The 25721-nt window shown below is 56.5% G+C and carries 18 protein-coding genes; 9 read left to right on the top strand and 9 right to left on the bottom strand.

The window, feature by feature from the left end:
- Positions 1 to 31: 31 nt before the first annotated feature.
- From Poly41_RS34350 to Poly41_RS24715, 4 genes are all read right to left on the bottom strand, one after another.
- Positions 32 to 196, bottom strand: a complete 165-nt coding sequence (locus Poly41_RS34350; protein ID WP_197231606.1) for a hypothetical protein — start codon at positions 194 to 196, stop codon at positions 32 to 34.
- Positions 196 to 1800, bottom strand: a complete 1605-nt coding sequence (locus Poly41_RS24705; protein ID WP_146530210.1) for a hypothetical protein — start codon at positions 1798 to 1800, stop codon at positions 196 to 198. The genes Poly41_RS34350 and Poly41_RS24705 overlap by 1 nt, the downstream gene beginning before the upstream one ends.
- A 73-nt stretch (positions 1801 to 1873) precedes the next feature.
- On the bottom strand, positions 1874 to 2902 hold the full coding sequence (locus Poly41_RS24710; protein WP_231615907.1) for a glycosyltransferase family 2 protein: 1029 nt from the start codon (positions 2900 to 2902) through the stop codon (positions 1874 to 1876).
- Positions 2903 to 3077: 175 nt separating this feature from the next.
- Positions 3078 to 4226 (bottom strand): lysylphosphatidylglycerol synthase domain-containing protein, encoded by a 1149-nt coding sequence (locus tag Poly41_RS24715; RefSeq protein WP_146529964.1) that lies wholly within the window; start codon positions 4224 to 4226, stop codon positions 3078 to 3080.
- Positions 4227 to 4257: 31 nt separating this feature from the next.
- On the opposite strand from Poly41_RS24715, the gene Poly41_RS24720 reads away from it, so the two are divergent.
- The 3 genes from Poly41_RS24720 (at position 4258) to Poly41_RS24730 (ending at position 9687) form a co-directional block, all read left to right on the top strand.
- A complete protein-coding gene (locus Poly41_RS24720) occupies positions 4258 to 6081 on the top strand; it encodes an AI-2E family transporter (RefSeq protein WP_146529966.1) in 1824 nt (607 codons plus the stop codon).
- Positions 6078 to 7607: a carboxypeptidase M32 gene (locus Poly41_RS24725; protein WP_146529968.1), complete on the top strand. Its 1530-nt coding sequence runs from the start codon at positions 6078 to 6080 to the stop codon at positions 7605 to 7607. The genes Poly41_RS24720 and Poly41_RS24725 overlap by 4 nt, the downstream gene beginning before the upstream one ends.
- Before the next feature lie 202 nt (positions 7608 to 7809).
- Complete coding sequence (locus Poly41_RS24730; protein ID WP_146529970.1) at positions 7810 to 9687, top strand: hypothetical protein; 1878 nt, start codon at positions 7810 to 7812, stop codon at positions 9685 to 9687.
- 46 nt (positions 9688 to 9733) lie between these two features.
- On the opposite strand, the gene Poly41_RS24735 is transcribed toward Poly41_RS24730, so the two are convergent.
- The 3 genes from Poly41_RS24735 to Poly41_RS24745 form a co-directional block, all read right to left on the bottom strand.
- Positions 9734 to 10660, bottom strand: a complete 927-nt coding sequence (locus tag Poly41_RS24735; protein WP_231615908.1) for a DUF1573 domain-containing protein — start codon at positions 10658 to 10660, stop codon at positions 9734 to 9736.
- A 191-nt stretch (positions 10661 to 10851) separates the two neighbouring features.
- Positions 10852 to 11532 carry a Maf family protein gene (locus Poly41_RS24740; protein WP_146530211.1) on the bottom strand — a complete coding sequence of 227 codons (681 nt, stop codon included), beginning with the start codon at positions 11530 to 11532 and terminating at the stop codon, positions 10852 to 10854.
- Positions 11516 to 12178, bottom strand: coding sequence for a DUF3467 domain-containing protein (locus tag Poly41_RS24745; RefSeq protein WP_146529974.1), 663 nt, complete (start codon positions 12176 to 12178; stop codon positions 11516 to 11518). The genes Poly41_RS24740 and Poly41_RS24745 overlap by 17 nt, the downstream gene beginning before the upstream one ends.
- A gap of 126 nt (positions 12179 to 12304) precedes the next feature.
- On the opposite strand from Poly41_RS24745, the gene Poly41_RS24750 reads away from it, so the two are divergent.
- Entirely contained in the window at positions 12305 to 12928 is a 624-nt protein-coding gene (locus Poly41_RS24750) for a DNA-3-methyladenine glycosylase I (protein ID WP_146529976.1), read from the top strand.
- Between the two features lie 488 nt (positions 12929 to 13416).
- Entirely contained in the window at positions 13417 to 14841 is a 1425-nt protein-coding gene (locus Poly41_RS24755) for an EF-hand domain-containing protein (protein WP_146529978.1), read from the top strand.
- An 11-nt stretch (positions 14842 to 14852) separates the two neighbouring features.
- Here Poly41_RS24755 and mfd read toward each other — a convergent pair whose 3' ends face one another.
- Complete coding sequence (mfd, locus tag Poly41_RS24760) at positions 14853 to 18143, bottom strand: transcription-repair coupling factor (protein WP_146529980.1); 3291 nt, start codon at positions 18141 to 18143, stop codon at positions 14853 to 14855.
- Between the two features lie 219 nt (positions 18144 to 18362).
- On the opposite strand from mfd, the gene Poly41_RS24765 reads away from it, so the two are divergent.
- The 3 genes from Poly41_RS24765 to Poly41_RS24775 all read left to right on the top strand — a co-directional run bounded on the left by Poly41_RS24765 (position 18363) and on the right by Poly41_RS24775 (position 20756).
- Complete coding sequence (locus Poly41_RS24765; RefSeq protein ID WP_146529981.1) at positions 18363 to 19406, top strand: Gfo/Idh/MocA family protein; 1044 nt, start codon at positions 18363 to 18365, stop codon at positions 19404 to 19406.
- 28 nt (positions 19407 to 19434) lie between these two features.
- Positions 19435 to 20199 (top strand): methyltransferase, encoded by a 765-nt coding sequence (locus tag Poly41_RS24770; RefSeq protein WP_197231607.1) that lies wholly within the window; start codon positions 19435 to 19437, stop codon positions 20197 to 20199.
- Between the two features lie 251 nt (positions 20200 to 20450).
- Positions 20451 to 20756 carry a hypothetical protein gene (locus tag Poly41_RS24775; protein ID WP_146529985.1) on the top strand — a complete coding sequence of 102 codons (306 nt, stop codon included), beginning with the start codon at positions 20451 to 20453 and terminating at the stop codon, positions 20754 to 20756.
- A gap of 3 nt (positions 20757 to 20759) precedes the next feature.
- On the opposite strand, the gene Poly41_RS24780 is transcribed toward Poly41_RS24775, so the two are convergent.
- Complete coding sequence (locus Poly41_RS24780; RefSeq protein WP_197231608.1) at positions 20760 to 22610, bottom strand: GxGYxYP domain-containing protein; 1851 nt, start codon at positions 22608 to 22610, stop codon at positions 20760 to 20762.
- Between the two features lie 143 nt (positions 22611 to 22753).
- Here Poly41_RS24780 and Poly41_RS24785 point away from each other — a divergent pair, with 143 nt between their 5' ends.
- Positions 22754 to 25681 (top strand): HzsA-related protein, encoded by a 2928-nt coding sequence (locus Poly41_RS24785; RefSeq protein WP_146529990.1) that lies wholly within the window; start codon positions 22754 to 22756, stop codon positions 25679 to 25681.
- Positions 25682 to 25721: the final 40 nt, after the last annotated feature.

Below are 25721 nucleotides of genomic sequence, written 5' to 3' on the forward strand. Positions count from 1 at the left end.
CGAGCCAGAACTCGAATGCGCGTCAGTCGAATCACCCCTCGACGACTGATTCGTCGGCGATGATGAGCAAGCGGTCGGTGACAATCGCCAAAGCCAAGGAAGAAATCGCGGAAAAACCCGTGCTTGCTTCCACTCCATCGCCCAATAACCACGATGAAATCGAAGGCAAACTCCGCCGCGATAGTAGTCCTCTCATCAGCCTGCAATCCAGCCCAAAAACGACCAGAACTTGTAGATCCATGGTGATTGCCAGGGAGAATTTAACGCCATCGACATCGAAAAAATGCTAATCACCAGCATCGCGATAAAAATCCCCCGGCCTCGTGGCCGCATGGCGAGCCGGTCGATTACCGAGGCAATCGTTGCTAGCCAAAGAGGCGTGAACCACAAAACCCAGCGAAAACAACAACTGACGCCACCATAGTTGCGATCAATCATCGGTCGGGCGAGATAGAATGCGATGCAGGTAATGCTAGCAATCAAGACCGCGAGCGTGAACCGGCGCTCATTCGAAGGCACATAACCCAATCCGTTCGCAAAGCCCATCGGCAAGAGCAGCCAAATGGGGGTCAGCGAAAAGATCCCATAGGAACCGATGGTCATGTTGAAAAAATAGACCCACCGTGATGGTTCACCGATATCAACGCCACGTCGATGCCCAGTTTGCCAATAGCTTCCAGGGTATTCGTACCAGTCATCCCAATGGGACAGCGTCCACTCGTTTGACGAGCCACGCAGGAGCGCGAAGAGTTGATCGTCGTTGGATCGCACCAACCAACGATTCTCTTCATCCGACGGTTCGACGCTGACTTCCGAGTTGACCGCGATGGCCTTCTTTGCAAACAGCGCTGCCTGAACCGCGTCAACCGAGGGCGTCTCGGGTTGGACGCCGAGTTCTGCCACCATCGCTCCAACGCCACGGTGAGCATAGGCGGGACGCAAGCTTTGGTGAGCCAACCAATTGGTTCCGAAGAACCCAGCCGCCACGATCAAGGCGCCACCGAGAAACGGCGCGATCGACCGCGAATCGACTTTGGCAAACAACGCGAACCAAAGGACGAGCATCGACAGCGCGGGCAACTCGTTTGCCGCGGTAAAGGCGGCCGCCAATCCAGCCAGCGCGTACCACTCCAACCGCACCTTCGTCGAGCGATCTTCGACGCTTGAATACGATTTATCGCTCGCGAAAAGGTAGATCCAAACCACCAACGACGTGCAAGCCACGGCGACCAGGTGATTGTTGAGCGTCATCGAAAATGGTATCGCCATGGTACCAAAGATCGTGGCCAGCGACATCGCTTGACGCGCCCACATGCTCGCCGACAAGCGATCAATCGAAGCGATCATGGTGACGAAAAACAGGCCCAGGAGCGGTAAATTGACCAACGCCAGCACCACACGCGCCGCATAGATCGGCTGGTCGGTCAGCGTCAGCCCCGATCCAGTCCGCACGGCGTAGTAGACGCCCGCGACCATCGTAGGAAACAGCGGTGGTTTGCTGCTGTAGTAGTGAAGCTTGCCATCCGCTCCACGATGTCGAACCATGTCGATGGAATACCACGGGCGGCGGTTCCGCTTTTCGCCGTAAATCTCGGTGAACCGATCAATCGCGTAGCTGCCGTCTTCGACAAGCGCTGCGACGGTGCACCATCGGCTGCGATCATTGGCACTTAAAAATGCCGTGTCCCCTTCGCGACTTGTCACCGAGGCGATCCGCCCCGCCGCCAATGCCAGTCCGACCAGTATCAATACGAGGTATCGATCGCGGCGTTTCTTTCGTTCTTTCTCATCTTTGTGCATCAAGGTCGTTCACCGTTATCCATACCGTCAGGGGGGGGACTGCGTCACCGAATGCTCCGAAGCGGTGCTCAGCTTACTTCGAGGTGGAAGGGGATTCCAACCCAACACAATCGGAAATGCTGTAAGGCTCATTGCGGTCACGGGAAAGGGAAACAATCAATTCCGCCAACAATCCAGACAGCAGAAACTGGGCCCCCACAATGATCGCTAAGATGCAGTAATAAAAGATCGCCCTTTCATGCAAAACCAAATCATCGATCGATGCGGACATCCGTGTAATGACCCACATCGCGGACAGGTAGAACATGCCAAGTCCGCCGAGAGCAAAGCAACCCAGGCCAGCGGCCCCAATCAGGTGCAAGGGACGCCCTGAGAAGGTGGTTAAGAAATAGATCGTCAACAGGTCCAAGAAGCCTTTGACCAACCGCGATACCCCGTATTTTGAACTTCCAAATTTGCGGGCATGATGCTCGACTTCGATCTCACCGACGCGCCATCCTTTTGACGCCGCCAAGACCGGAACGAAGCGATGAAGTTCGCCATACAATTTCACCTCGTCGAAAATCTCGCGACGATACGCTTTGAAACCACAATTGTGATCATGCAACTTGACGCCCGTCAGCCGGCTGACCAACCAATTGAACACGCGGCTGGGCAGCACTTTGTGCCAAGGATCGTGCCGAACGCGTTTCCAACCGCTGACCACGTCGCAGCCGGAGGCGAGTTTGGCCAGAAACCGTGGAATCTCTCTCGGGTCGTCTTGCAAATCCGCATCCATCGTGATCAGGATCTTGCCAGCGGCGGCATCGAAGCCGGCCGATAAGGCGGCAGCTTTGCCAAAATTGCGTCGCAACTTGATCGCGACACAATTGGAGTTGTGTTCAGCAAGTTTCCGCATGATTTCCCAGGAATCGTCCTTGGAACCATCGTCGATGAAGACAACCTGATGAGTCAGATGTTCGGCGGTACAAACCTCCGCAATCTGAGCGTGAAGCGTTTCGAGTGTGTCGCGTTCGTCCATTGCGGGAATCACAAACGAAATTTCGGGGGAATCCACGACGGCAGGCAAAGGCGAGGCAGGAAGGGTGGAGTTTTCAGACATGGCATCACCCGGGAGGGGAGGGAAGGCAGGCAGTGAAGGAGCTTGCATTCGTGCGGAATCCGCAAGCATCGGGTTCTACTATAATCATTGCTTCCACGTTTGACGGGGGCCCGGCGGACACTTTGGGATGAAAAACGGACATTTCAACTCCAACGGGATGAGGGACGCGGCTGCGTTACGCGGCGGTGAACCCGACTTCCCTCTGTGGAGAAAAATGGCGGTTGACATAGGCCCAAGCCGCCAACGCCATCACGCACTCGACCGCAATGAACACCAATCGAGCCATGATGGCGGCTAATAAGGCATGGGTCGGGCCGACAGCGAACGCGAGGATCGTCGTTAAAACCAATTCTCGCACCCCCGCCCCACCTGGTAAGAGCGATGCAAATCCGATCACCATCGCTAACGAGATCGCGGCGGTTGCAACCGCCCAAAGCATTGCACCGGATATCGGAGGGCGGGGATCGGAAAGCCCCGATTCGGGAATCGCCGTGATCAACATCGCGAAGGAACTGCCAATCAAGAGCCATGACAAAATCGACCAGGCCCAGCCTTGCAGGCATGCTCGCCATGCTTGCTTGCCCAAGTGCGAGTCTTTGCCGAGCAACCGCGAAGTGACTTGTCGAAGCACCGGTGGCAGTGTCGGCAGACTGGCCGCGATCGATCCGGCGACCGCGGCGGCGAGCATCCAGTTTGGGACCGGTAACCAACAGATCACCACACCGGCGACAGCGGCACCGACGGCCATCATCATGAACGTTTCCAGAAACACGCTGAGGGTCGCCGGAACGATGGGAATCGAATACTTGGCCAATACACCCGCACGCACCACCACGACCATCGCTTTACCGGGAACGTACTTACCGATGTGCCCAAGGGTTTGGGCGGCAATGGCCAATAAGATCGGAGGCCGGAAACCCAGCACCGCCAACCAGCCGGCAAGGACCATCGCGCTGGGCAACAATCCCAACGCGTAGAAAGCTGCGGCCACCGCGACGCGAGACCAACGTAGATTGGCAAGGCTCGGAATGCTGCGCGCCAACGATTGCCGTTCCCGCGTCCATTCTGCGATCGCCTTCCGATCCTTGGAGGAAGCGACTTTGGCGTCGAGTTCGACAATCCGCTCGCGCACCTTGGCGGTCTCTCGTTTCCATTGGTCGATCGCTGATCGTGTCGCCAAAATCAGCCCGACCACGACAACGACCGCGATGATCCATTTTGCAACGGTCTTGATTCGAGACAATGTTCGATTTTTGTTGCCACCCGAAGGGTAATCGTCGGTTGTGCCCGGATCGCTCGTCGAGTTCAATTCGTTGGCATGCATTCGATTTCGTCTCCCCTGTCGAGCAGTACTGATGACAAAACGTCGATCAAAACGGCCAACCCCTCCTCTTCCGGAACCCGAAAAGCGGGTTTCAGAAAACCAAGCTCCACCCCCGGACGTGAAAGGGCCGTCGGCCGATGCAGCGGAGTCCAACCCGAGCCGGTCAACGGACGGACAGCCGTCCGACGCCAAGAAGCCACTCTTTGCGAAGCTTCCGTCGCTCTCACGAATTCTGTCGGTGGTGATGCTGCTACTGGGCATCGTTGCAGTCGGTGCCTTGTTCTACAAGGTGATGGCCGGCTTCTTTGTCCCCTTGTTCTTGGCAGCACTGCTGGTTGTCATCTTTCGCCCCGTTCACGATTGGATCTTCAACCGAATCGGCCAGCGAAAGCAGTTGGCGGCGGCGGCAACAACCTTGATGGTGCTCTCAACGGTTCTGATGCCCGTTGTGGTCGTTTTGTCGGTCGCGACCGGCCAGTTTACGGCCATGGTGAGTCAGATGAACTTCAATAATCTGACGGGCGCCCTTGATCGGGCACGGGATCAAGTGGGTATCTCGTTGCCGCACGCAGAACAATTCCGGCGTTTGGATGAGTTGACGGATTCGCTTGATACATCGACCCTCGCCCCCTCAACTTGGTCCGAAATCAACGAAGACACTTCGCTCGTTGATTTCCTGCGTGTTTTATCGGAGATGCTTGATGACCCGCAAAGTCGCGTCCAAATTCGCGGCAAGATCGACGAGTCGATCAAGCTGATCACGTTTTTACAAAACGAAGTCGAGGGTCCGGTCACGGCCGCCGCAGCCGCCACCACGGCGACCGATCAGCTGGAAAAGCTGCGGCAATCACTCAACGATCCTGTCGTCGAAGCCATACTGGATCCGCCCGCGGACGCCGCAGCGATTGCCTCGGAGACAACCGGCGAAGCCAGCGAGGACGAAGCCAGCGAGGACGAAGCCAGCGAGGACGAAGCCAGCGAGGACGAAGCATCTGCGGATGAGTTTGAAGTCGTCGAACAGCTCGATGCCGAAGAGCAGTTTCACCAACAAAGTGTGGTCGCATCGGCAGCGATCCGGTCTTGGATGAAGACGCTGCTTGGCGGCACCTTCAAAAGCCAACTGAAATTGGTCGCCAACCCGAGTGCCGAAGATTTCCGAAGTTTGTTGACTCGGGCACGTGAGTCGCTTCAACCCCGCTTTGTGAGCTTGACCAGTGCAACCGGAAGCATCTTCTTGCAACTGCTAATTGGGATGGTGGTCCTGGTTGTCGCGATCTATTTTTTCTTGGTCGATGGTGCCGGGATGATTCGCACCTTGATGCGGTTGAGCCCGCTGGACGACAACTACGAACGGCGCCTGCTGCTGGAATTCGACCGAACGAGTCGGGCGGTGGTGCTCGCGAGTGTGCTTAGCGCGCTGGTGCAGGGCGTTTTAGCAGGGCTGGGCTTCATTGTGCTGGGATTCGATTCGGTCGTCTTGCTTTTTCTCGCAACGACCTTGATGGCGTTGGTTCCCTTCCTCGGAGCCGCATCCGTCTGGGTCCCCTGTGTTGTCTGGTTGGCCATGGTCGAGCAGCGATGGGCCGCTGCGTTGGTTCTGGCGATCTACGGTGTGGTAGCCATTTCTTCGATTGACAATGTGATCAAGGTCTATGTTTTGCACGGTCGCTCGCAATTGCATCCACTGTTCGCACTGTTGAGCGTGCTGGGGGGGATCAAGGTGTTTGGTCCGATCGGCATCCTGGTGGGGCCGATGGTGGTTGTGTTCTTGCAAACATTATTGGAGATTCTAAACCACGAACTTGATGGCAACGCAAAAGGAAATCCAACCACCGACCTAGGAAAAAGCGAATGACATTGGATCAAAAGAAGTGGAACACCGTCTGTGATAAAGCTCGCGAGGCGATGCTCTTACAGACTGTAGCGGACACATTGGAATGGGACGAGCGAACGGGCATGCCACGCGGCGGCGGAGACTACCGTGCGGATCAAGTCAGTTACCTTCGTGCGATGGTTCACCGGATTCGTACCGAACCGGCACACGGCGAAATGCTGCAGCAACTATCCGAACAAGTAGGCGAGCTTGATCCGCAGGACGATCTTGCCGCGACGGTTCGCGGGCTGCGGCGAAATTTCATGCGTGACCATCGTTTGCCGGAGGCCTTGGTCGAACGAATCGCGCGCGCGACCGTCAAGGGGCAACAGTGTTGGGATGCAGCTCGACGAGCAGACGATTTCTCACTTTTCCGAGACTCGCTTTCGGAAGTGGTTGAACTCAAACGCGAAGTGGGTCAGCGGATCGCGGAAGGCTCGGAAAAGAGTCCTTACGAAACGCTGTTGGATGAGTACGAACCCGATGCTCGCGTCGAGTCACTTCAAACGATGTTCAACGACCTACGCGGTCCGCTTGTTCAGCTGATCGAACAGATACGCGAGGCGCCTCAACAACCGGATCGCAGCCTCCTGCAACGCGACTATTCGGTTGCTGCACAACGTGAATTCAGCCGTTTTGTTGCATCCGCGATTGGCTTTGATTTCGACCGCGGTCGGCTCGATGAAACGTCTCATCCGTTTTGCACGACGCTCGGTCCAAGTGATTGCCGTATCCTCACACGTTATGACGCTCGTTGGTTACCAAGTGGATTGCTTGGCACGATGCATGAAGCGGGACATGGAATGTATGAACAAGGATTGCGACGCGAATGGTTCGGTTTGCCGCCGGGATCCTACTGCTCGCTGGGAATCCATGAATCACAGTCTCGGTTGTGGGAGAACCAAGTAGGACGAAGCCGATCGTTCTGGTCATGGGCGTTCGATCACGCGAAAAAGGCCTTTGCTCCGACGCTTGACAATGTAACGGCCAACGGCCTCCATTTTGCAATCAACCAAGTTCAACCCTCATTGATTCGGGTCGAAGCCGACGAGGCAACCTACAACTTGCATATCATCATTCGTTTTGACCTGGAGCAACGCTTGATCGATGGAACGTTGTTGGTTGACGATTTGCCGGACGCGTGGAACTTGGCTTACGAACGCGATTTGGGGATTCGTCCCCCATCGGATGCGAATGGCGTTTTACAAGATGTCCACTGGAGTGCCGGGCTGATCGGCTATTTTCCGACCTACACCATCGGGAACCTGGCCAGCGCCCAATTGTTCGATGCGGCAGCGGCGGAACTCGGCGATCTTGACCTCGCTTTTGCTCGTGGCGACTTTCTGCCTCTCCAGCAATGGTTGAGAGAAAAGATCCATCGCCGTGGGCAATGCGAAAGTGGCGAATCTCTCGTCCAAAACGCAACGGGACGACCGCTCTCGGCAGACAGCTTGGTAGCCTACCTAAGAAACAAGCTAGGCAATTTGTACCGTTTCGAAATGCCGTGATCTCAGGCTGGTGACGTTACCATTCGCAAGCTGCTGCTCAGCTGCGAATCGTCGCCCGCAAACGAGAATTCGCTTGAGAACCGATGGAGGTCGCCCCCTCCATTTTCGGGCTCGGGGAGGTACAATCGATTGGGTAAAGCCGACTCCATTCGCAAGCCCGTCTCCTAATCTTGGACCTGCCAGGGACCCATAAAGCCATCGAATGATCACTGCTACTTGTCCGCGCTGCACCGAAGTTTATCGCCTGCCCTCTTTGGACTTGCCCCCCGACGCATCGGCACAGTGTCCTTGGTGCGGTGAAATCTATCCCGCCAGCGAGATACTGAGCCAACTGCCACCGATGGTTCAGCTGATCTCGGTAGATGGGCGGCCGCTCTTTTTAGATTCCCCCCTGCAAGCATCGCCCGGGCACAAGCGGATCGATAACGACTCGGAATCGATCGTCGATTCAGTCAGCGATGAGGAAGCTACGATTGGCGAGGATGGCGAGTCGGATCTGAATGAAACGTGGAGCTTTGATGAGGAGAAAACGGTCGACGATCTCTCGAGTTTTGCTCCTGACTCCGTCGACTCAACGGATTTCGAAACATCGGACGTCCATGCAGACGATTCCGCATCCCATGGGTCGGAAGAGCCGGGATTGGAAACGATCGAAGCGGACGATGCATCGTTCGAGATGGAGAATCCAGACGAAACCGATGATCAGTGGAACATGCAATTGGCAGACACGTCGCTGGGGAGCCTTGGCACGGTCGCTGCGATGAAGGTGAAGACTCAGCCATCGCCTCAACGCAAGAAACATTCGATTTGGAAGACCGTTCGTGGTCCCATTCTTGGTTTTTTGTTAGCCATCCCGCTGGCAGGATTGATTTTGCTGCCGTTTGGCCGGGCGCCAAATCTTGGATTTTGGCCGTTTGATGGCTCGTTTGACCGGGGGCTGGTTTCCCCCTCGAGGACCGCGAGCCCGCAGAGTAAAAATGAGTCATCGTCGGCGGAAAGGGGGGATCGCCCCAAAGCATCCGGAGATGACGAATCGGGGCCGGGACGTGCAATGCAATCGGTACCCAATTCGCTGGCAAAGTATGAAAACGATTCAGCCGTTGCGGCCGAGACCGACACCGAACCAGCGGAGTTGGTGTTGCCGGGGGCTTATTTGCAATCCGACGGCGACTCGGCCCTCGACTCCTTGTCGCCCGGTGAAGTCGCCTACCCATCAACAGCCGCCGATGATCCGCCGAGGGAAGCCCTGCCAGCTTCGGACGCCGCCCCCGATGCCGAAGTCGCCCATCAGGGGTTGGCAATGACGCTGCCTGAAATGACGCTGCCTGAAATGACGCTGCCTGATGTGACGCTGCCTGATGTGACGCTGCCGAGTCTGGGGATGCAAACGACCGAGTTAGAGGCAAGCGAAGATGCCGGCTTGAAACAAGAAGCGAATACCCTCCGAGAACCTGGAGCGGAATTGCCGCAGAGCCTTCCGCAGCCACCCTCGATGGCGACCGACGCGTCGGAGATCGAGACGCCAGGCGAAAACGGAGCGAGTGATGAGGGGGAAGAAGATGTCGTCGATGCCCCGTCCACGCCGGCATCGACATCGCCCACTCCACCTCTGCCTGCACCGCCGTCGCCTGTCGATACGGCGGTCGGCAAAGCAAATCGGTTGTTGGCACAGTTGATGAAATCCAAAAGCACAGGGGTTCCACCTGACCGACTGTTCGCTGACTCGTACGCTGCGGTCGCTGCGGTCGCTGCGTCGCCGAATGCCCAGTCCGACGAAAAGGTGGCGAAACTCATCAACAACATCGGCCGATCCCCCTTGGTTCAGGATATTGGTGATGCTGCCAACCAGTGGCTTGATTTCCCAGAACGGACGTCCGACGGGGCCGTTTTGGTCGGTCGGCCAGAGTCGAACGTCGAGGGAAAAGTACTGATGATCAACGTTCCGAATGGTAATGAACGCAAAGTCATGGTCAGCGGCATGGAGTTGCCGGCCGCAGAAAAAGTGCTGGCGTTCGGGAAAATCATTGACGACGCATCGGGCCAGCGAGTGGAACTGATCGCCGTCGAACCGCTTGAGTAAGGCCCTCGCAGGGCGTCATGGATCGGTCACGGGGGGCTCGTGCGGGCTATTCGCTGGCTTGCGTCGGTCCCACCGCCGTCAGCGTGCCGGTCACCATGCAGGTTGCGGATTGTTCACCCGGCAAATCGGTGACAATCTTCACTTCCTGAGCAATGCGGCCCGCTTTTCCGTCACCAAGAAATCGCATCTTAATGAAGTGAAGCTTCTTGCTGCCGACCGGGATTTCAAACTCGAAACGCTGGTCACCACACACAACGTCCTTGACCTCGAAGGGTTCGTCTCCTTTGACCACCAGACGTTTGTCGATCACTGCATCCGCTGCACTGGTGCCGAGCGTGACCGCAGCGGGCGAAACGCTGACCGCCGACCGGGCTCGGCCCGAAATGGCCATTTCGGTTGTGGGGAATTCACGGTCATTGCTGATCAACGTCAATCGCTCGTGAAGCTCGCCTTCGGGAACGTCCTCCTTCATGCTGACGAGCATGCGATAGCGAACCAACCCCGGTGACAGCTCTGGCGGATTGAGGCGAACTTGCAAGCTGGTGCAGTGGCTGCGGACATCGGTGATTCGCCAATTGCTGTTTCCGGTATGCGAAATGGTAATCTCGCGTTGCTGAGGTTCGCCTGCACGAAATTCACCGAACGCGACCTCCGCGGGATCAAACGTGATATCGGTACGGATATAGCCGCTGACCTTCAACTGAGTTTCCGCGTAGTACGGTTTGTCAAAAACCACCGTAAAGGTAGCCCCTTTTTGACCGATGAACGTGTTCGTGTTGAAGGTGGCCACCACGGCACCGGTCTCGCGAGATTTCAGCGTTTCCTTGGTGATTGAAGGGGTCGTACATCCGCAACTGCTACGGACCGCCGAAATGTGGACGTCTTCTTCGTAAGGATTTGTCAATTCGAAATGAAACTCACACTTCGCCCCGCGACCCACCGTTCGGAAATCATGCGAATGCACCTTGAACATCTTGTCCGCCCAATCCTGCGCCTCAAGACGAGGGAGCGAAAAAAATGTGGACAGGATCAAACAACTCGTGATTACGGAAAGACGACGCAACATGACATCCAGGCCAATCGGGGGAGTAAGAGGGGGGGCGAGGGCTCCATAAAACCCTAGTGAGAAAACCAATTAACGCTTGAGAACCATAGCAAGATTGGCTAGCGAGACAAAGGCGAATTCCCGCCATCCGCGGCAATTCGTGTCGCGATTGAGTCAAAACGTTCAAAAAGATCGGCCAGCCGTTCCATCGGCAATCCGACAACATTGGATTCGCTGCCGTTTTCCAAAATTTCCAGCCAATCATTTCCATCTTGATAGCCGAATGCTCCCGCTTTACCCTCCCACAGCATCGAATCGAGGTAATCCCGCAGCATGGTCTCGCTGAGCGGTTCCATTTGCAGTTCGGTCCGCACCACATCCACGACGCACCGCTGTTCCACAATCGACCAGACGCAGATGCCGGTAAATACATCATGTCGACGTCCGCTCAGTTGTCGAAGCATCGCTTCGGCGTGTTCGATATCGTGCGGCTTCCCCAAAATCTGGCCATAGCAAGAGGCAACCGTATCGGCCGCCACGACAAGGCCGCAATCGTTTTTCGTCGCTATGTCGGCCGCTTTTCGATAGGCATAGCGGGCAACCAATTCCGGTGCAGTTTCGCGGCTACACATGCCACATTCCGCTTCGTCGCTGGCGGGTTGAACCGAAAACTCATATCCAGCCGCCGACAACAACTGGGCTCGCCGTGGCGAACCACTCGCCAAGATCATCGGCTCCTCGGTCGGCAAGGAGGCAAGCGGCAAACCTTGCATCAACGGCAAATCACTCCTGAACTTCATCGTCATCGGTGCGATCCGACCCTTCGTTGTTGTCGAGATTCGGTCCCGGGGGCAAACTGTCTGGGGAATCCTGCGGCCCCGCTCCACCACCTTGTTGGCGTTGCTCCAACTGCTTGACCGCGCCACGCAGCGATTCGAGTAACCGCGGGACCTGGCCCGCGGCAACGAAAATCCGAGCGCTAACCGCGGATTGCGGAAAGAAGCTGGTCAAAAAATCCAAGCCAAACTCGCTCGCTCCATGACCGATCATCACGCCATTGGCATAGACTCCACTGAGGACGCTGTCGGGCAGTTTCAGGTCGTCGTAAATCTCTTGCGGAGTGGGCCGACGCTGCTGGTCCTGCTGGGGCGGTTTGGGCGGCGCTGGCGGATCGCCAAACCGATTGCGATACAGGTCCAAATTCGTATGGAGTGCGTCGATAAACTGAGGCATCACCGCGTGCGGAATCACGACGCGCGTGGCAACTCGATGCGGCCGACCAATGGTCTGCAAAAAGTCGACGATAAATTCACTTGGCCCCGTCATCACGATCGCTCCGGTGCTGAAACAGCCGTCCGCAACGTGGTCAGGCACGCGGGCACGCAATGCGGGGTTCCCGTCCACGGGATCAGGCTGGTCGGGGGAAGATTCAGATTCGTGATTCATATTGCAAAAGGTCTCAATAACGAGCAAACCATTCAGGAAAGGGGAACCTTTACTATACCGCATCGCGGTTGATAGAGTAGTGACGACCGATTTTCTGCTTCCCTTCCCTCGCCAACCGTTTGCGTGATGAAACAGGACGATTCGCTGATCACCGGCAGCGACGATCTTCGCCGTTGTTGGTGGTGCGGCTCGGATCCGCTCTACATTCAGTATCATGACCAGCAGTGGGGATTTCCGGTCGACGACGACCGAAAACTCTTTGAGAAGATTTGCCTCGAAGGCTTTCAAGCGGGTCTGAGTTGGTGGACCATTTTACGCAAGCGAGAATCGTTTCGCGAAGCGTTTGCCGGTTTTGATTTTGAACAGGTCGCAACCTTCACCTCTCGCCATGTCGACCAACGGGTCCAACAGCCTGCAATCGTTCGCCATCGAGGAAAGATCGAATCGACGATCAACAATGCCCAGCAAGCGATCGCACTGGTAGAGGAGTTCGGTTCGTTGGCAGCCTACTTTTGGCAGTATGAACCGAAGCGAAAAAGTCCACCCAAAACGCGACAGCAAATCGTTGCCTCCACACCGGAATCGACCGCGATGAGCAAGGACTTGAAGCGTCGTGGGTGGTCGTTCATCGGCCCCACCACCTGCTACGCCTTCATGCAAGCCATGGGGCTCGTCAATGATCATCTGAAAAGCTGCTGTCGATACGAAACGGCCAAGCTGGCGAGAGATGCCTTTACCGTTCCACGCTAAGTCCTTTGTCACAACGAAGCATTAGGGTAAGAATCTTTCGTGGCTGTGGTTTCCAGCCGCAGCTTACTGGGGCAAGATGCCCCAGCCACCATTTTGCCAAGCCTAAAATTAAGCTGTGCCAAATCACGAGGTTGGCGTTGAGCAATCAGAACCGGGTCGAACCAGCTCCGTTACCATGGTCGGCCACTTTCACCCCATGGCTTCCTCACCCTCGAATCGGAGCGTTGCCATCGGCGAGCGGCCATTATGGTTGAATTGCCAAATGCTGATTGGCCTTGCAGTCCAGAGCCCTGTAGAATGGCGGTGGGGTGTGAGTTGCTTTGCGGAGGTCAAAATGGGCAACGGGCCGACGTCGTTCCGCTATTGTCGGGCAACCATGGGGGCAGACGGTCGCCGAGTGACTAGAATGGACCGATTCCGCCCCTTTTTCTCCGCATCTCCCTCCTCCGGACACGGAACCTTCGCGAGTCTCAGCGGTTTAATTAATCATGAACGCAAAACACTCACTCATCGCCGTCGTTTTTGCCCTCTTGGCAACCGTTTCCTTGTCAGCCCAGCCCCCAGGGCGGGGTGGCGGTGATCGTGGAGGTGGTGATCGCGGTGGCGGTGGTGGTTTCGGCGGCGGACCCGGTGGTGGTTTCGGCGGCGGACCTGGTGGTGGTTTCGGTGGCGGACCCGGTGGTGGCCGAGGTGGCGGCGACCGGGGCGGTGGCGGTGGTGCACCCGGTGGCGGTGCGCCCGGTGGCGATCGCAGTAGCCGCGGCGGCGGGGGAGGGTTTGACCCTTCGTCGATGCTGCAACGGTTTGACACCAACGGAAACGGTGTGCTCGATCCCGATGAGCAAAAGGCCGGCCCGGGGCAGTTCATCGTCAGCCGCGCCGCGCAGATCGACAGCAGCATTGTTGCGGGAAAAGCGGTGCCCCTTAGTAAGTTGGGCGAGGCCTTCCAGAAAATGCGCGAAGGGGCCGGGGACCGCGGCAACAGCGAGCGAGGACGAACGCCTAGCGATCCCGATGCGGGACTGACGGCGGAATTGCTCGTCCCCGGGTTTGGGAACGAAGAGACGCTCGCGCCGCTGCTGGGCTTCGGACCGAACTCGGAAATGATGTCGGTGACGATCACCGACGAAGACAAACGCGAGGCCCAGGAGCGAATTCGCCAATATGATCGCAATGGTGATTCTCAATTGTCGAAAGAGGAACTGCAACGAGGCCGTTTTTCAGGGAATCCTCTCGATTTTGACACCAATCGCGATGGCAAATTGTCCGCGACCGAATTGTCCGTTCGCTATGCCCGACGGCGAGAGGTCAAGGAAGAGGAGGAAGCGACGCGTCGCCGCGACAATCGCAACCGCCGTGGTGACGAAAAGAAAGAGGAATCGGTGACCGATTACTTCAACGGCCGCAAATCCTATCGCATCAATGCGGAACGTTCGCTTCCCGAAGGCATCCCCGGTTTCTTTGCCGACAAAGATGTCAATGGTGACGCCCAAGTGTCGATGGTCGAGTTCGCGAGCGAGTGGAGCGATGAAGTGCTGACGGAGTACTTCAAATGCGACTTGAATCGAGATGGTGTGATCACGGTTCAAGAAGTCGTGCAGGCTGTCGAAGAGGGAGCGCAAGTGAACGCGCCGGCGGGCCGATCGGAAATGGCATCGACCTCCTCGGCCGCCGCTACGGGCGAAGCGTCAGGCTCAACGGCCTCCACCGCGGGTGGGGGCGCAAGGCCTGATGAAAAGCTGATGAGCTATGCCGAGCGGATTATCGAACGCAACGACAAGAACGGCGACAAAGCGCTGACGGCGTCCGAGTGGGAAGAGATGCTGCTCAATCCAGCACCGGCCGACGCAGACCGCGACGGGCGAATCACGATCCTGGAATACGCACAGTGGATGCAGTCGCGTTCCAAATAGGAGCCGCCTCTTCACCCCAAATGCAGCGAGGCGCGCGCGAGTTGCAGCCAACTCGTGCCCGCCGCGTCGACGTTCATGTCGTAGTCCTTGGTCGGGATGTACGCGCGGCGATTATCGACGACGCGAATCGGAATCGAGGTGTGGCGACTCAATTGTTCGATTCGGGCTCGGTCGGTGTAGTGCAACACGATGAACCTTGCGTCGCTTGTAATGGTCGCGATTTGCCACGCCGCTGCATCCAGTCGTAACTCCGCCAATTCCAGCATTCGCTTCGCAGGATCGGGTAAGGCTCCGAACCGATCGCGCAGTTCTGCCCGCAAACCTTTGATCTCAGAGGCTTCATTGATTCGGGCAATTCGGCGATACAAATCGATTTTGTGTCGCAGGTTGGGAACATAATCGTCCGGCAAGTAGGCTTCGACCGGCAAATCGATGTCGACGTCCGCCGATAATTTGGGAGGCAGTTTTTGAATTTGGCGAACCGCATCTTCGAGTAGTTGGCAGTACATCTCATAGCCAATGGCGGCGATATGGCCGCTCTGCTGACTGCCCAACAGATTGCCAGCACCGCGAATTTCAAGATCGCGCATCGAGATCGCGAATCCCGCGCCCATTTGGCTGTATTCCTCGATCGCCCGCAATCGCTTCGTCGCCTCGGGCGACAAGTGTTTGTGCTGGGCAACCATCAAATAGCAGTACGCTTGATGTTTGTATCGCCCCACTCGGCCACGCAATTGGTGCAAATCACTCAGCCCATAGCGATCCGCATCGTCAATGAAGATCGTATTGGCATTCGGGATATCCAAACCACTTTCAATGATCGTGGTGGCCAACAGCAGATCGAACCGGTGTTCGATGAAATCGACCATCACGCGTTCCAAATCACCTTCTCCCATTTGTCCGTGCCCGATGCCGATCCGGACTTCGGGGACAATCCGGCGAATCTTGTCGGCGACCGAGTGCATGTCACCGATGCGATTGTGGACAAAGAAGATCTGCCCCCCTCGGTTCAATTCACGAACGATCGCACGTCGGATCATGGCATCGTCCCAACGACTGACGTTGGTTTCGACCGCCATGCGTTCCGCCGGTGGCGTTTCCAGATTGCTGATATCACGAACTCCGACCAATGCCATGTGCAGCGTCCGGGGGATCGGAGTCGCCGAGAGCGTCATCACATCGACGTTGCTGTGCAACGTTTTGAGCCGTTCTTTTACCGCGACACCGAACCGTTGTTCTTCGTCCACGACCACCAAGCCGAGGTTTGAAAACCGCACGTCTTGGCTGGCGATTCGGTGGGTGCCCACCACGATATCCACTTGCCCGCGTGCAAGGCGTTTGACCGTTTCACGCTGCTGCGCCGCGGTGCAGAACCGGCTCAGCTTAGCGATTTCGACCGGAAACTCGGCCATCCGGTTACAGAAATTGTGGTAGTGCTGCTCGGCCAACACGGTCGTGGGGACCAACACCGCGACTTGATGACCGCTGGTCACCGCTTTGAAAGCCGCTCGCATCGCCACCTCGGTTTTCCCAAAACCGACGTCGCCGCAAATCAACCGATCCATCGGCTTGGGCAACTCCATGTCTAACTTCGTCGCGTCAATGGCCGTCACTTGATCGGGCGTTTCCAAGTAGGGAAAACTGGCGTCGAATTGGCGTTGCCATGCATTGTCCAGGTCAAACGTAATGCCTCGTCGCGAGGTTCGCTCGGCCTGCATTTCCAACAACTCACTCGCCATATCGGTTACCGCCGACTCCGCTGCTTTGCGTTGTCGCTGCCAGGACTGTCCACCGATTTTCGCTAAGCGTGGTTGCGTTTTGGTTCCGCCGACGTAGCGTTGGATCAAACCGATCCGAGAAGCCGGAACATAGATTTTCGTGCCACCGTCGAACTCGATCGTCAAATGCTCAAGATGCTGACCATTTTTTTCGATGTTGTGCAGGCCGCGATACAATCCGATGCCGTGCGACAGATGAACCACGAGATCGCCCGCTTCGAGTTGCAGCAAGCTGTCGATGGGTTTGCCGCGGGCCCGGGTGCGCCCGCGGCGCACCGGACTGCGGTGAAACAATTCGGCGCCGGTCAGCACCAAGACCTTGGCGTCGGTCAAACGGAAACCACCACTCAACTCGGCGACCGTTAGGTGCAACCGGCCCTGTTGGTTCGCGTCGGTATCGCGAAGCAGTTCTGACAATCGTTCGCTATCGGCTGCGGTGTCACCGACGAGAATGATCTGATGGTTGTTGGCAACCGTATCGATTCGCGTGCACGTCTCATCAAGTTGCACTGCAAAATTGTCCGCCGTCACCGCTTGTAGATCGACGACTTTGGCGTCGGTCGATTCACTCAGAGAACTTGCGGTCACGACGGGATGATCCGAAAGAGACTGCAACAGATCGTCGTAGCTCATGAAACGCGGGTCCGCCCCGCTACGGCGTTGGATCGCCGCAGCAGAAGCTTGGCAATCTTGCGGATCGATCACGACCACCAACGTATCGGCCGGCAAATAATCGGTGAGTAAACCAAACGCGTTTTGCTTTGCGTCGGTCTGTTCCTCGGTGTCTTCGCCACTGATCGCTGTTACTTCCACTTCGCGGATCGATTCGATGCTGCGTTGGCTTGCCAGGTCAAAGCGTCGGATGGATTCGATTTCATCGCCAAACCATTCAAGACGAAGCGGATTGGGCTGGTCCGCCGAATAGACGTCCAAGATCCCGCCACGTGAGGCGAATTCTCCGGGGAACTGAACCGCCGTTGCGGAGGCGAAACCGGCTTCGGCAAGCCAACGCCGAAGCGTTTCGGGTTCAATGGCCTGACCCACTTTCAACGTCCGCGTTGCCTCCTCGAGACGCGCCGGTGACGGCACTCGCTGCATCGCGCCCCCAATCGACGCGGTCACCAACAACGGCTCGTTAGCCTCGCCAGTGATTCCGGCCTGTCTTCGATCGGCCAAGCGCTGCAGCACCTGCAACCGGTCAGCAAACTCCGCGTCGCGGTGGTGGTGATGGCCGGTCGATTGGCCCCCGGATGACAATGGCAATGAGACGCTGTCTCGAAGCCCAAAGGCAATCGCATCGCCTGCGACAATATCGGCGTCGGCTGCTTGCGGCAAAAGCACGAGCAGGTTCGACGCGTGACGGGCCAACACGGCGGCAACCAACCCGCGGAGTGATCCCCAAACATTGTTGAACACCAACGGTTTCGGTTTCCGCCCCCGTTTTCCGGGTTTCTTGGCCGCCAGCACACGGTCTAACTGCGCAGCAAGACCCATTGCCTCGTCGAGCAGCCGAGGCAAATCCATGAGATCTTTCGCGATTCCAACGGTGGCACGAGCCAAGGGGTTACCGAAACCAAAGCGGAAGCCGATGCGACTTCCTTGAATTCCACGGCGAGCAAAAAAACGCTATCATGTCCGATCTGCCTCGTCTGAAGGCGATTCACAGAGGCAAACCGAAAACGTATCGTGGTGAGACGCGTCTGGGAACACCACTTCAAGCATATCCAAAAAGGGCTCTGAGCGATGACAGTTGGAATTGGCATTATTGGTTGCGGCATGATCGCCGGTTTTCATTCCAAAGCGATCGCGGATGCCGAAGGCGCCCGTTTGGTCGGCTGCGTCGACCGTAGGATGGACCTGGCGACTGCGTTCGCTGAAAAGAACAACATCAAGGCTTACGAGACCCTCGACGCGATGTTGGCCGATCCCGAAATCGATGCCGTTTCCATCTGCACGCCAAGTGGAGTCCATATGGATCCGGCGGTTGCGGCAGCCGAGGCCGGGAAGCACGTGTTCGTAGAAAAACCGCTCGAGATCACAACCGAGCGCTGCGACAAAATCATCGCTGCCTGTGAAAAATCGGATGTTCGGTTAGCGGTGACGTTTCAGAGTCGCTTTCACGAATCAAGTCAGTTGGTCAAAAAAGCGATCGAAGAAGGTCGCTTTGGGACGATCACGATGGGCGATGCCTACGTCAAATGGTTTCGTACCCAAGAGTATTACGATAGCGGCGCTTGGCGCGGGACGTGGGCGCTTGATGGTGGCGGAGCGCTGATGAATCAAGCGATCCACAGTGTCGATTTGTTGGTTTGGTTGATGGGCGATGTCCAGGAAATCAACGCGATGACCGCCACCGCGACTCACGAACGGATCGAAGTGGAAGATGTTGCCGTGGCAACGTTGCGGTTCGCGAACGGGGCTCTCGGCGTGATTGAAGCGACCACCACCGCCTTTCCTGGATCACTCAAACGAATCGAGATCAGCGGTAGCAAGGGGACAGCGATCATTGAAGAGGAAGACATCAAGATGTGGCAGTTTGCAGTCGAAACCGAAAAGGACGAAGAGATTCGTCGCACCATGATTGGGAAAACCGAAACGGGCGGTGGCGCAGCGGACCCCTCGGCAATCGGACACCATGGTCACACGCTTTTGTTTGAGGAATTTGTCGCCGCGATCAATGAAAAACGTGCCCCGATGATCGACGGACACGAAGGTCGACGAAGTGTTCAAGTGATCGAAGCCATCTATGAGAGCGCAAAGGGCGCCCAAATCATTGCATTGCAGTAGTCTCCGGTCCCCCCCCAACGTGCGATCGATGCGGATATTCCAACGCCTGCTTGCCTTCGTCTTCGTCTGCCCACTCGGATGTTCACCGAACTACCGAGACGATCTCGACTACTCCTACGAGGTGGTGCAAACATGGCCGAACGAAGACATCCACTTCGGCGAGATCGTGCAATTTGCTGGCGTTCCTTTTGAACCCGACGATACGGCAAAACTGCGCAAGATGATTGTCGATGATGCGATCGTCAGCAACCGTGACGTGCTGCAGATTGGTATCGAGACAGGGTTGCTTGCCGTTCTGTGCTTGCAAAACGATGCGGGACAAGTCGTTGCGATCGACGCGAATCCCGCTGCCGTCGAGAACACGCGATACAATGCTGCAACGCTCTCGAGCGAAGACAAACTCGACGTCCGACAGATTCCTGCAGATGCCGTCTCCCCCTTCTCGGTGATCAAACCAGGCGAGAAGTTTGACCTGATCCTCTGCAATCTGCCTTGGATCCCGAGTGAGGAAGGCAAGCGATCTTCGGAGGCGGTTCAAGATGCGATCCTTGATGAACTCCCCAATCATCTCAGCGCCGGCGGGAAGTGTCTTTTCGTTTACGGAAACCAAACCGCGATTGAGCGTCTGCAAGGCGAATCGGAACAACGGAACCTTGCATGCAAGCAACTCGACGATCGCACGCTCGATTCCCTTGATCAAGAATTCCGACCGGGAATGTTGCTCGAATTACGCTTAGCATTACCGACACCGAAGGTTTCCGACGCGGATACCATCGAATCATCGTCCGAATGAAGGACGCAGCGATTGCTGCCCTTATGTTTTGATGGTGGTCGAAGTGTCACTAAGCCGATGCAAGGTCCGTTGTCAAGACAAGAAATCCCTGTTGAAAAAAGTCGGTGTTATTTGACTTGCGACCACTACCCCTACGTCACTAATATAGAGTTATTGCACGACGTTTTCTAATTCGCTTTTTATTCACTCGATGGCGTTGTCGCCGCGAACGCCTGCGATCCCTTCCTTTTCCATGGTAGGACACTTGATTCATGATCCATTACACCTGCGATCGCTGCAAACGAGAAATCGACGCATCCTGCGAAACTCGGTACACCGTTCAGATTGAAGTGCAAGCCAATGGAGATTCCAATCGCAGCGACTTTGACGAGGACATCGATCACCTCACCGAACTGCATCAAATTCTCGAAGGCATCGCGGATGATGACTTTGATTTCCAACTTTCCGAAGCCAACCATCGTGGCAGCTATGACCTGTGCCCTGATTGCCATCGCCAATTTCTAAAGAACCCGCTCGGCCGTGATGCGGTGCTGGCATTGGGATTTAGCAACAACTAGTCCTCAAGGGGCGCTTCTCGACTCGGCGTCCCTTTTCGCAAGTCCAAAGAAGGTGTAGGGGTCGACAACTTCCACATCGGCCTCGGGGTAGTCATCCTCCACTCGCTTTGATACTTCGGCGTACCAGCTGGGCGGCTTCAAAATACTTCGCCCCCAAAGAAATCGCGGTCCCTTGTTGACCTTGTTGGCCTCTGCAGCGATCAAGGCGGCTGCATCCGCGGCGGAGCTTGGCAAGTCGCGATGCGGACAAACGGGGACACCCGAGATGATCGTCGGTGGCGCTGGCCAACCATGATGACACCCACACCCATCGGGACTGAAGTCGCGGTAGGCTTGGAATTCCAATTCCGTCGAACCGCCTGCGGCCCCATCCAAAACAAAACCGGTGATCGTCATCCCCCAGCGTTTAAAGAATGTGCGGTTGTGGTCACGCCAAAATGCTAGACCCGACGGCAGCATGGAGTCGGGCCGTTGGCTGAGTGCCCGCGGATTCAGGTATCCCGCACCCGAATCACCAGCAACAAAGAAGTCGTTGTGCGTTGCATGTTGGTACGCATACACCATCGCTTGTGGCGCGCGATCGGAAAGGTTGGGATCGAAGGCCCATGCCAAGGGAACTTGGCCTCGTTGTGGGTCCGAAAAAAAGGCAGGGACGGCCTTATACAACCATGCTGGTGAGTCGTAGTCGCCCACGTAGTGCCCGACGAATAACTTCGCCGCCACCTTGCCATCGTCGCCGATGTACCCCGCGCGTTGCCAGTCGCGGGCCGTTGGCCGGGCGTTCGGCTGAGGGTAAGACTCGCGCAGCGGATAGTGAGCAAAGAACGACGCATTCGCCATCGCGCCCGGAGCGGCGGCGTCGGCTTCGTGGTAAGCGTTGTACTGAGAAATCAATCGTGTGAATTCCCATTCCGTAGGCACACCGCCGTGCTTTCCTGCACCGCCGTGTGTCGTGTACTTAAACGGCCAAGGAGGAAATCCTCCTATCTTGAGGATGCTTTTTGGAGCGGCCAACTGTAGCGCAGAAAGCACTTCGATTAAGACCTGTTTATCGAGCCCCATCGGTTGCGATGGCTCATCGACCGGGGCTTCATCGCCCCAGGGGGACAAGTCGAAAAAGAACGCACGATGCGAAACAAAATAATCGTGGTTGGTCAACGTGTGCATGTCGCGAGTCGCTTGGCTCGGGCGTGTTAACCAGAAGGCATCGACGTAGTAAGCACTGAAGAGGGGATCGCATTTCCCCGACTCGATGAACTCGCGAATCGCCCATCGATACGCTTCGGCCTTGCTGGCAAACATCGACGAGCCATCCGGATGGATCAGCCACAACTTCACCGGCAGACCGAGTGTTGTCGTCAATTGCACATACAGCGAATCGGGGTCGCGGCTAAATCGGACCGGGATCAGCTTCTCGCACCCCGCAGCCGTGGACGCAACGTTGGAAGTTGCTGGAACCGCAGGGTCGTAAACGACAACCCCGTCGATCTGGCTGCGAAATGTCTCCACGGCCTTGGCAAGCGAGTCGATTGCGACAACAGAACGGTTGCCTAACCAACCATCGTCGTGTCGCAACCAATTCAACCAGAACCGGTCGGTGTCGACGCCGAACTCGCGGCAGTAGCTGAGATACAACCGGGGCTCGTCGCGATTGACGATGCCTTGCAACGCAGCGAAGGCGTGAAGCGTGTCCCACACTCGATTCGCGTTCTCGGTCTGTGACAAATCCAACCCGCGCAACGATTTCGCATCAAAAAGATGGACGCTTTGGGGGCTGCGGTCCTTGGCGATCGCGACGCCGACGATCATGAGCGAAAGAAACAGGCTCGTGACCGTCGTTTTGGGCTGAGTCATTTGTTTCGGTGGGAGATGGAGGCGGGAAAGGGGTGCGGCTGATTGTCTCAGTCGCTGACCCGATTGCGTTATTGGTGAATAATAGAGGTCAATCATCCCACCGACGCAATCATCCCGCCAAGACAACAAACGAGCTTTCCGCCGTGAAGCTGCCAACGGTCCTTCGATCCCTCACGCTCGCCGTGCTGTGTTTTCCGATCCCCCTTGGTGCGGAGCAGACAAGCATGCCGGCCGTTCCGTTGGACGAACTTGTTCGTGACTGGGTGATGCAGGATTTCGGCCTGCAAGACGACAAGTGCTTTTGTAGCGACAGCGATGGCACGATCGAGGCGGCAATGGTTCGACGTGTTCTTGACGAGCTACAAGGGTCGGTCGATCCGTTGCGACGGCGGTTGCGGGAGTATCAACAACAAGGTGTCTCCGCCTCCGACCCGCGATGGAAATCGCTGTACGTCGATGCCTGTAGCAAACGACGTGAACAACGATTGCAGATTGTGATCGCAAAGGCACCGAGAATCGTCTACACTCGCCATCACAACCTCGGTGGGTCACACTATGCGTACACCGAGGCTCAATCGGACGGGCAAGCCGAACGCAACTTTCGGCCCGGCGCCGCCTTGTGCATCGTCGATGTCGACGCCGGCCTTGGAAGGGTTCGTACGCTCCTTGAGGACCCACAGGGAGTGATTCGCGATCCTGATGTATCTCACGATGGTCAGCGAGTCCTGTTCGCCTGGAAAAAATCGGATCGCTTGGATGATTATCATCTCTATGAGTTCGACCTCGAAACCGAACACGTGCGACAACTGACCTTTGGCTTGGGGTTTGCCGACTACGAAGGCATCTACCTTCCTGATGGGAATGTCTTGCTCAATTCCACTCGCTGCGTGCAGACGGTCGACTGCTGGTGGACCGAAGTGTCAAATCTTTACACCTGCGATCTCAGCGGCCACAATCTGCGCCGCATCAGCTTTGACCAGGTGCATACGAACTATCCGCAACTGCTTGAAGATGGCCGAGTCATTTACACTCGCTGGGACTACAACGACCGCGGACAAGTCTTTCCCCAACCGCTATTTCAAATGAATGCGGACGGCACGAATCAAACTGAGTTTTATGGAAATAACTCGTGGTTTCCGACGACGGTCTTGCATGCTCGTGGCATTCCCGGCACACAGAAATTGGTTGCGGTCTTGTCGGGGCATCACTCGGATCAGCGAGGCAAACTGGCGATCATCGATCCGAGCAAAGGGACGCAAGAGGCCGAGGGTGTTCAGTTGATTGCACCGGTGAGAGAAACGAAGGCCGTCCGTATTGATTCGTATGGTCAAGAAGGCGATCAATTTCAATATCCGTTTGCACTAAGCGAAACCGATTTCTTAGTCACCTACGATCCGATTGGAAGCGGCAATCATCGCTACAACCGACCCTATGGCGTGTATTGGATGTCAGCCGATGGTCGCCGCGAACTGCTGGCGTGGAATTCGGAGCTTTCCAGCAATCAATCGGTACCGTTGCAAGCGAGGCCACCGCAGCGCATTCGACCAAACGAAGTGGACTATCGAAAAGACGAAGGCGTCTACTACTTGAAAGACATTTATGCGGGGCCAGGGTTGAAGGGAATTCCACGAGGCACGGTGAAGCGTTTGCGAGTCGTGGCGTTGGAATTTCGTGCGGCCGGCATTGGTGCCAACGGCAACCAGGGACCAGCCGGTGGTGCGTTGGTCAGCACGCCCGTCGCCATCAGCAACGGTAGCTGGGACGTCAAGCGAGTCTTGGGGGAGGCGAATGTCTATGAGGACGGATCGGCGTGTTACCGAGTGCCTGCGCGAACGCCCGTTTACTTTCAGGCTTTGAACGAAAAAGGGCACGTGGTTCAAACGATGCGAACATGGTCAACGCTGCAACCGGGCGAGGTCTTGTCGTGCGTCGGGTGCCATGAATCGAAAAGCGAGGCTGCGAGTAGTACAGGTGGCAGCTCGAGTGCACAATTGGCTGGGCCGCAGGACCTCGATCCGTTTTACGGACCCGCACGTGGGTTTAGTTTCAATCATGAAATCCAGCCCATTTTGGATCGCCATTGTGTTCGCTGTCACAACGATCGTCAGACGCTTTGGTCCTCCATTGATCCAACACGAGAAATTGCCAATGCTGACCCGTTGACGTTGAATGGAACAAGTTTTCCGAGTGAGGGGAATACCGAAACATCCATTCTCGCATTCAGTCTGTTGAGTGATTCGACGATTGATGCTCAAGCGAAACGATACTTCAGCGATGGGTATTTGGCGTTGACCCACGCAGTAATGGGGACCCGTCGCGGCGGCTTGGCTGGAACGCCCAATGCATGGGTCAATTGGATTGACATTCAATCTTCGCCTGTCATGTTGCCACCGTATCATGCGGGAGCGGCCAACAGCCGACTGTTCGATTTGCTCGAGCAAGGGCATTACGAAGTCGAACTAACCCGTGAGGAACTTGAGAAAATGGCATGCTGGATTGATTTGCTTGTTCCCTACTGCGGCGACTACACCGAAGCGAACGCATGGAGCGATGCGGAGCAACAGAAGTATTCGCATTTCGCATCGAAGCGTCAATGGATGGCTGACCAAGTCGATCGCAATGTAGCCGCATTACTTGGCAATGAGCCGACAGTCGTTGCCAAGCCAAACAACACCTATCGAAACCTTGCGATCCACTCGCGAGCTTCCGATCATCCTAAGCAATCTGCTTCCCAGGACCCAGACAAGCAACAGAACGTGTGGTGGCAAATGCACTTCGGCAAGCAGGTCACGACAGATCGAATTTCGTTATTCCTCCCCACGGATGCTGCGCGCGAGACGCAGGGGTACACCGCTACGCTTGAGTTCTCCGATGGCAGTCGTGAGCGGATCCGGATTGCCAAGACCGCCGAACGCCAGGACTTTACGTTTGCTCCACGCACGATGACATCGCTGCAAATCACGACTTTGTCTCCAGCCCCACTGCCGGGCTGGCCCGGTTTCAACGACATCGAGATTTGGGGACGCGACGCTGAGGACGTGCCGCCTTCATGGAAGGCGCGCAACCCGTAGTCTCACTCAACGTGATACAACCCATGGAGTGGAACGTCTC

It is taken from the genome of Novipirellula artificiosorum (assembly GCF_007860135.1).
Classification (GTDB): Bacteria; Planctomycetota; Planctomycetia; order Pirellulales; family Pirellulaceae; genus Novipirellula_A; species Novipirellula_A artificiosorum.

Coding starts and splice junctions, on each gene's coding strand:
- Poly41_RS34350 (WP_197231606.1), bottom strand. CDS start 196: ATGAGAGGACTACTATCGCGGCGGAGTTTGCCTTCGATTTCATCGTGG.
- Poly41_RS24705 (WP_146530210.1), bottom strand. CDS start 1,800: ATGCACAAAGATGAGAAAGAACGAAAGAAACGCCGCGATCGATACCTC.
- Poly41_RS24710 (WP_231615907.1), bottom strand. CDS start 2,902: ATGTCTGAAAACTCCACCCTTCCTGCCTCGCCTTTGCCTGCCGTCGTG.
- Poly41_RS24715 (WP_146529964.1), bottom strand. CDS start 4,226: ATGCATGCCAACGAATTGAACTCGACGAGCGATCCGGGCACAACCGAC.
- Poly41_RS24720 (WP_146529966.1), top strand. CDS start 4,258: ATGACAAAACGTCGATCAAAACGGCCAACCCCTCCTCTTCCGGAACCC.
- Poly41_RS24725 (WP_146529968.1), top strand. CDS start 6,078: ATGACATTGGATCAAAAGAAGTGGAACACCGTCTGTGATAAAGCTCGC.
- Poly41_RS24730 (WP_146529970.1), top strand. CDS start 7,810: ATGATCACTGCTACTTGTCCGCGCTGCACCGAAGTTTATCGCCTGCCC.
- Poly41_RS24735 (WP_231615908.1), bottom strand. CDS start 10,660: ATGTTCAAGGTGCATTCGCATGATTTCCGAACGGTGGGTCGCGGGGCG.
- Poly41_RS24740 (WP_146530211.1), bottom strand. CDS start 11,532: ATGAAGTTCAGGAGTGATTTGCCGTTGATGCAAGGTTTGCCGCTTGCC.
- Poly41_RS24745 (WP_146529974.1), bottom strand. CDS start 12,178: ATGAATCACGAATCTGAATCTTCCCCCGACCAGCCTGATCCCGTGGAC.
- Poly41_RS24750 (WP_146529976.1), top strand. CDS start 12,305: ATGAAACAGGACGATTCGCTGATCACCGGCAGCGACGATCTTCGCCGT.
- Poly41_RS24755 (WP_146529978.1), top strand. CDS start 13,417: ATGAACGCAAAACACTCACTCATCGCCGTCGTTTTTGCCCTCTTGGCA.
- mfd (WP_146529980.1), bottom strand. CDS start 18,143: ATGGATTTGCCTCGGCTGCTCGACGAGGCAATGGGTCTTGCTGCGCAG.
- Poly41_RS24765 (WP_146529981.1), top strand. CDS start 18,363: ATGACAGTTGGAATTGGCATTATTGGTTGCGGCATGATCGCCGGTTTT.
- Poly41_RS24770 (WP_197231607.1), top strand. CDS start 19,435: ATGCGGATATTCCAACGCCTGCTTGCCTTCGTCTTCGTCTGCCCACTC.
- Poly41_RS24775 (WP_146529985.1), top strand. CDS start 20,451: ATGATCCATTACACCTGCGATCGCTGCAAACGAGAAATCGACGCATCC.
- Poly41_RS24780 (WP_197231608.1), bottom strand. CDS start 22,610: ATGACTCAGCCCAAAACGACGGTCACGAGCCTGTTTCTTTCGCTCATG.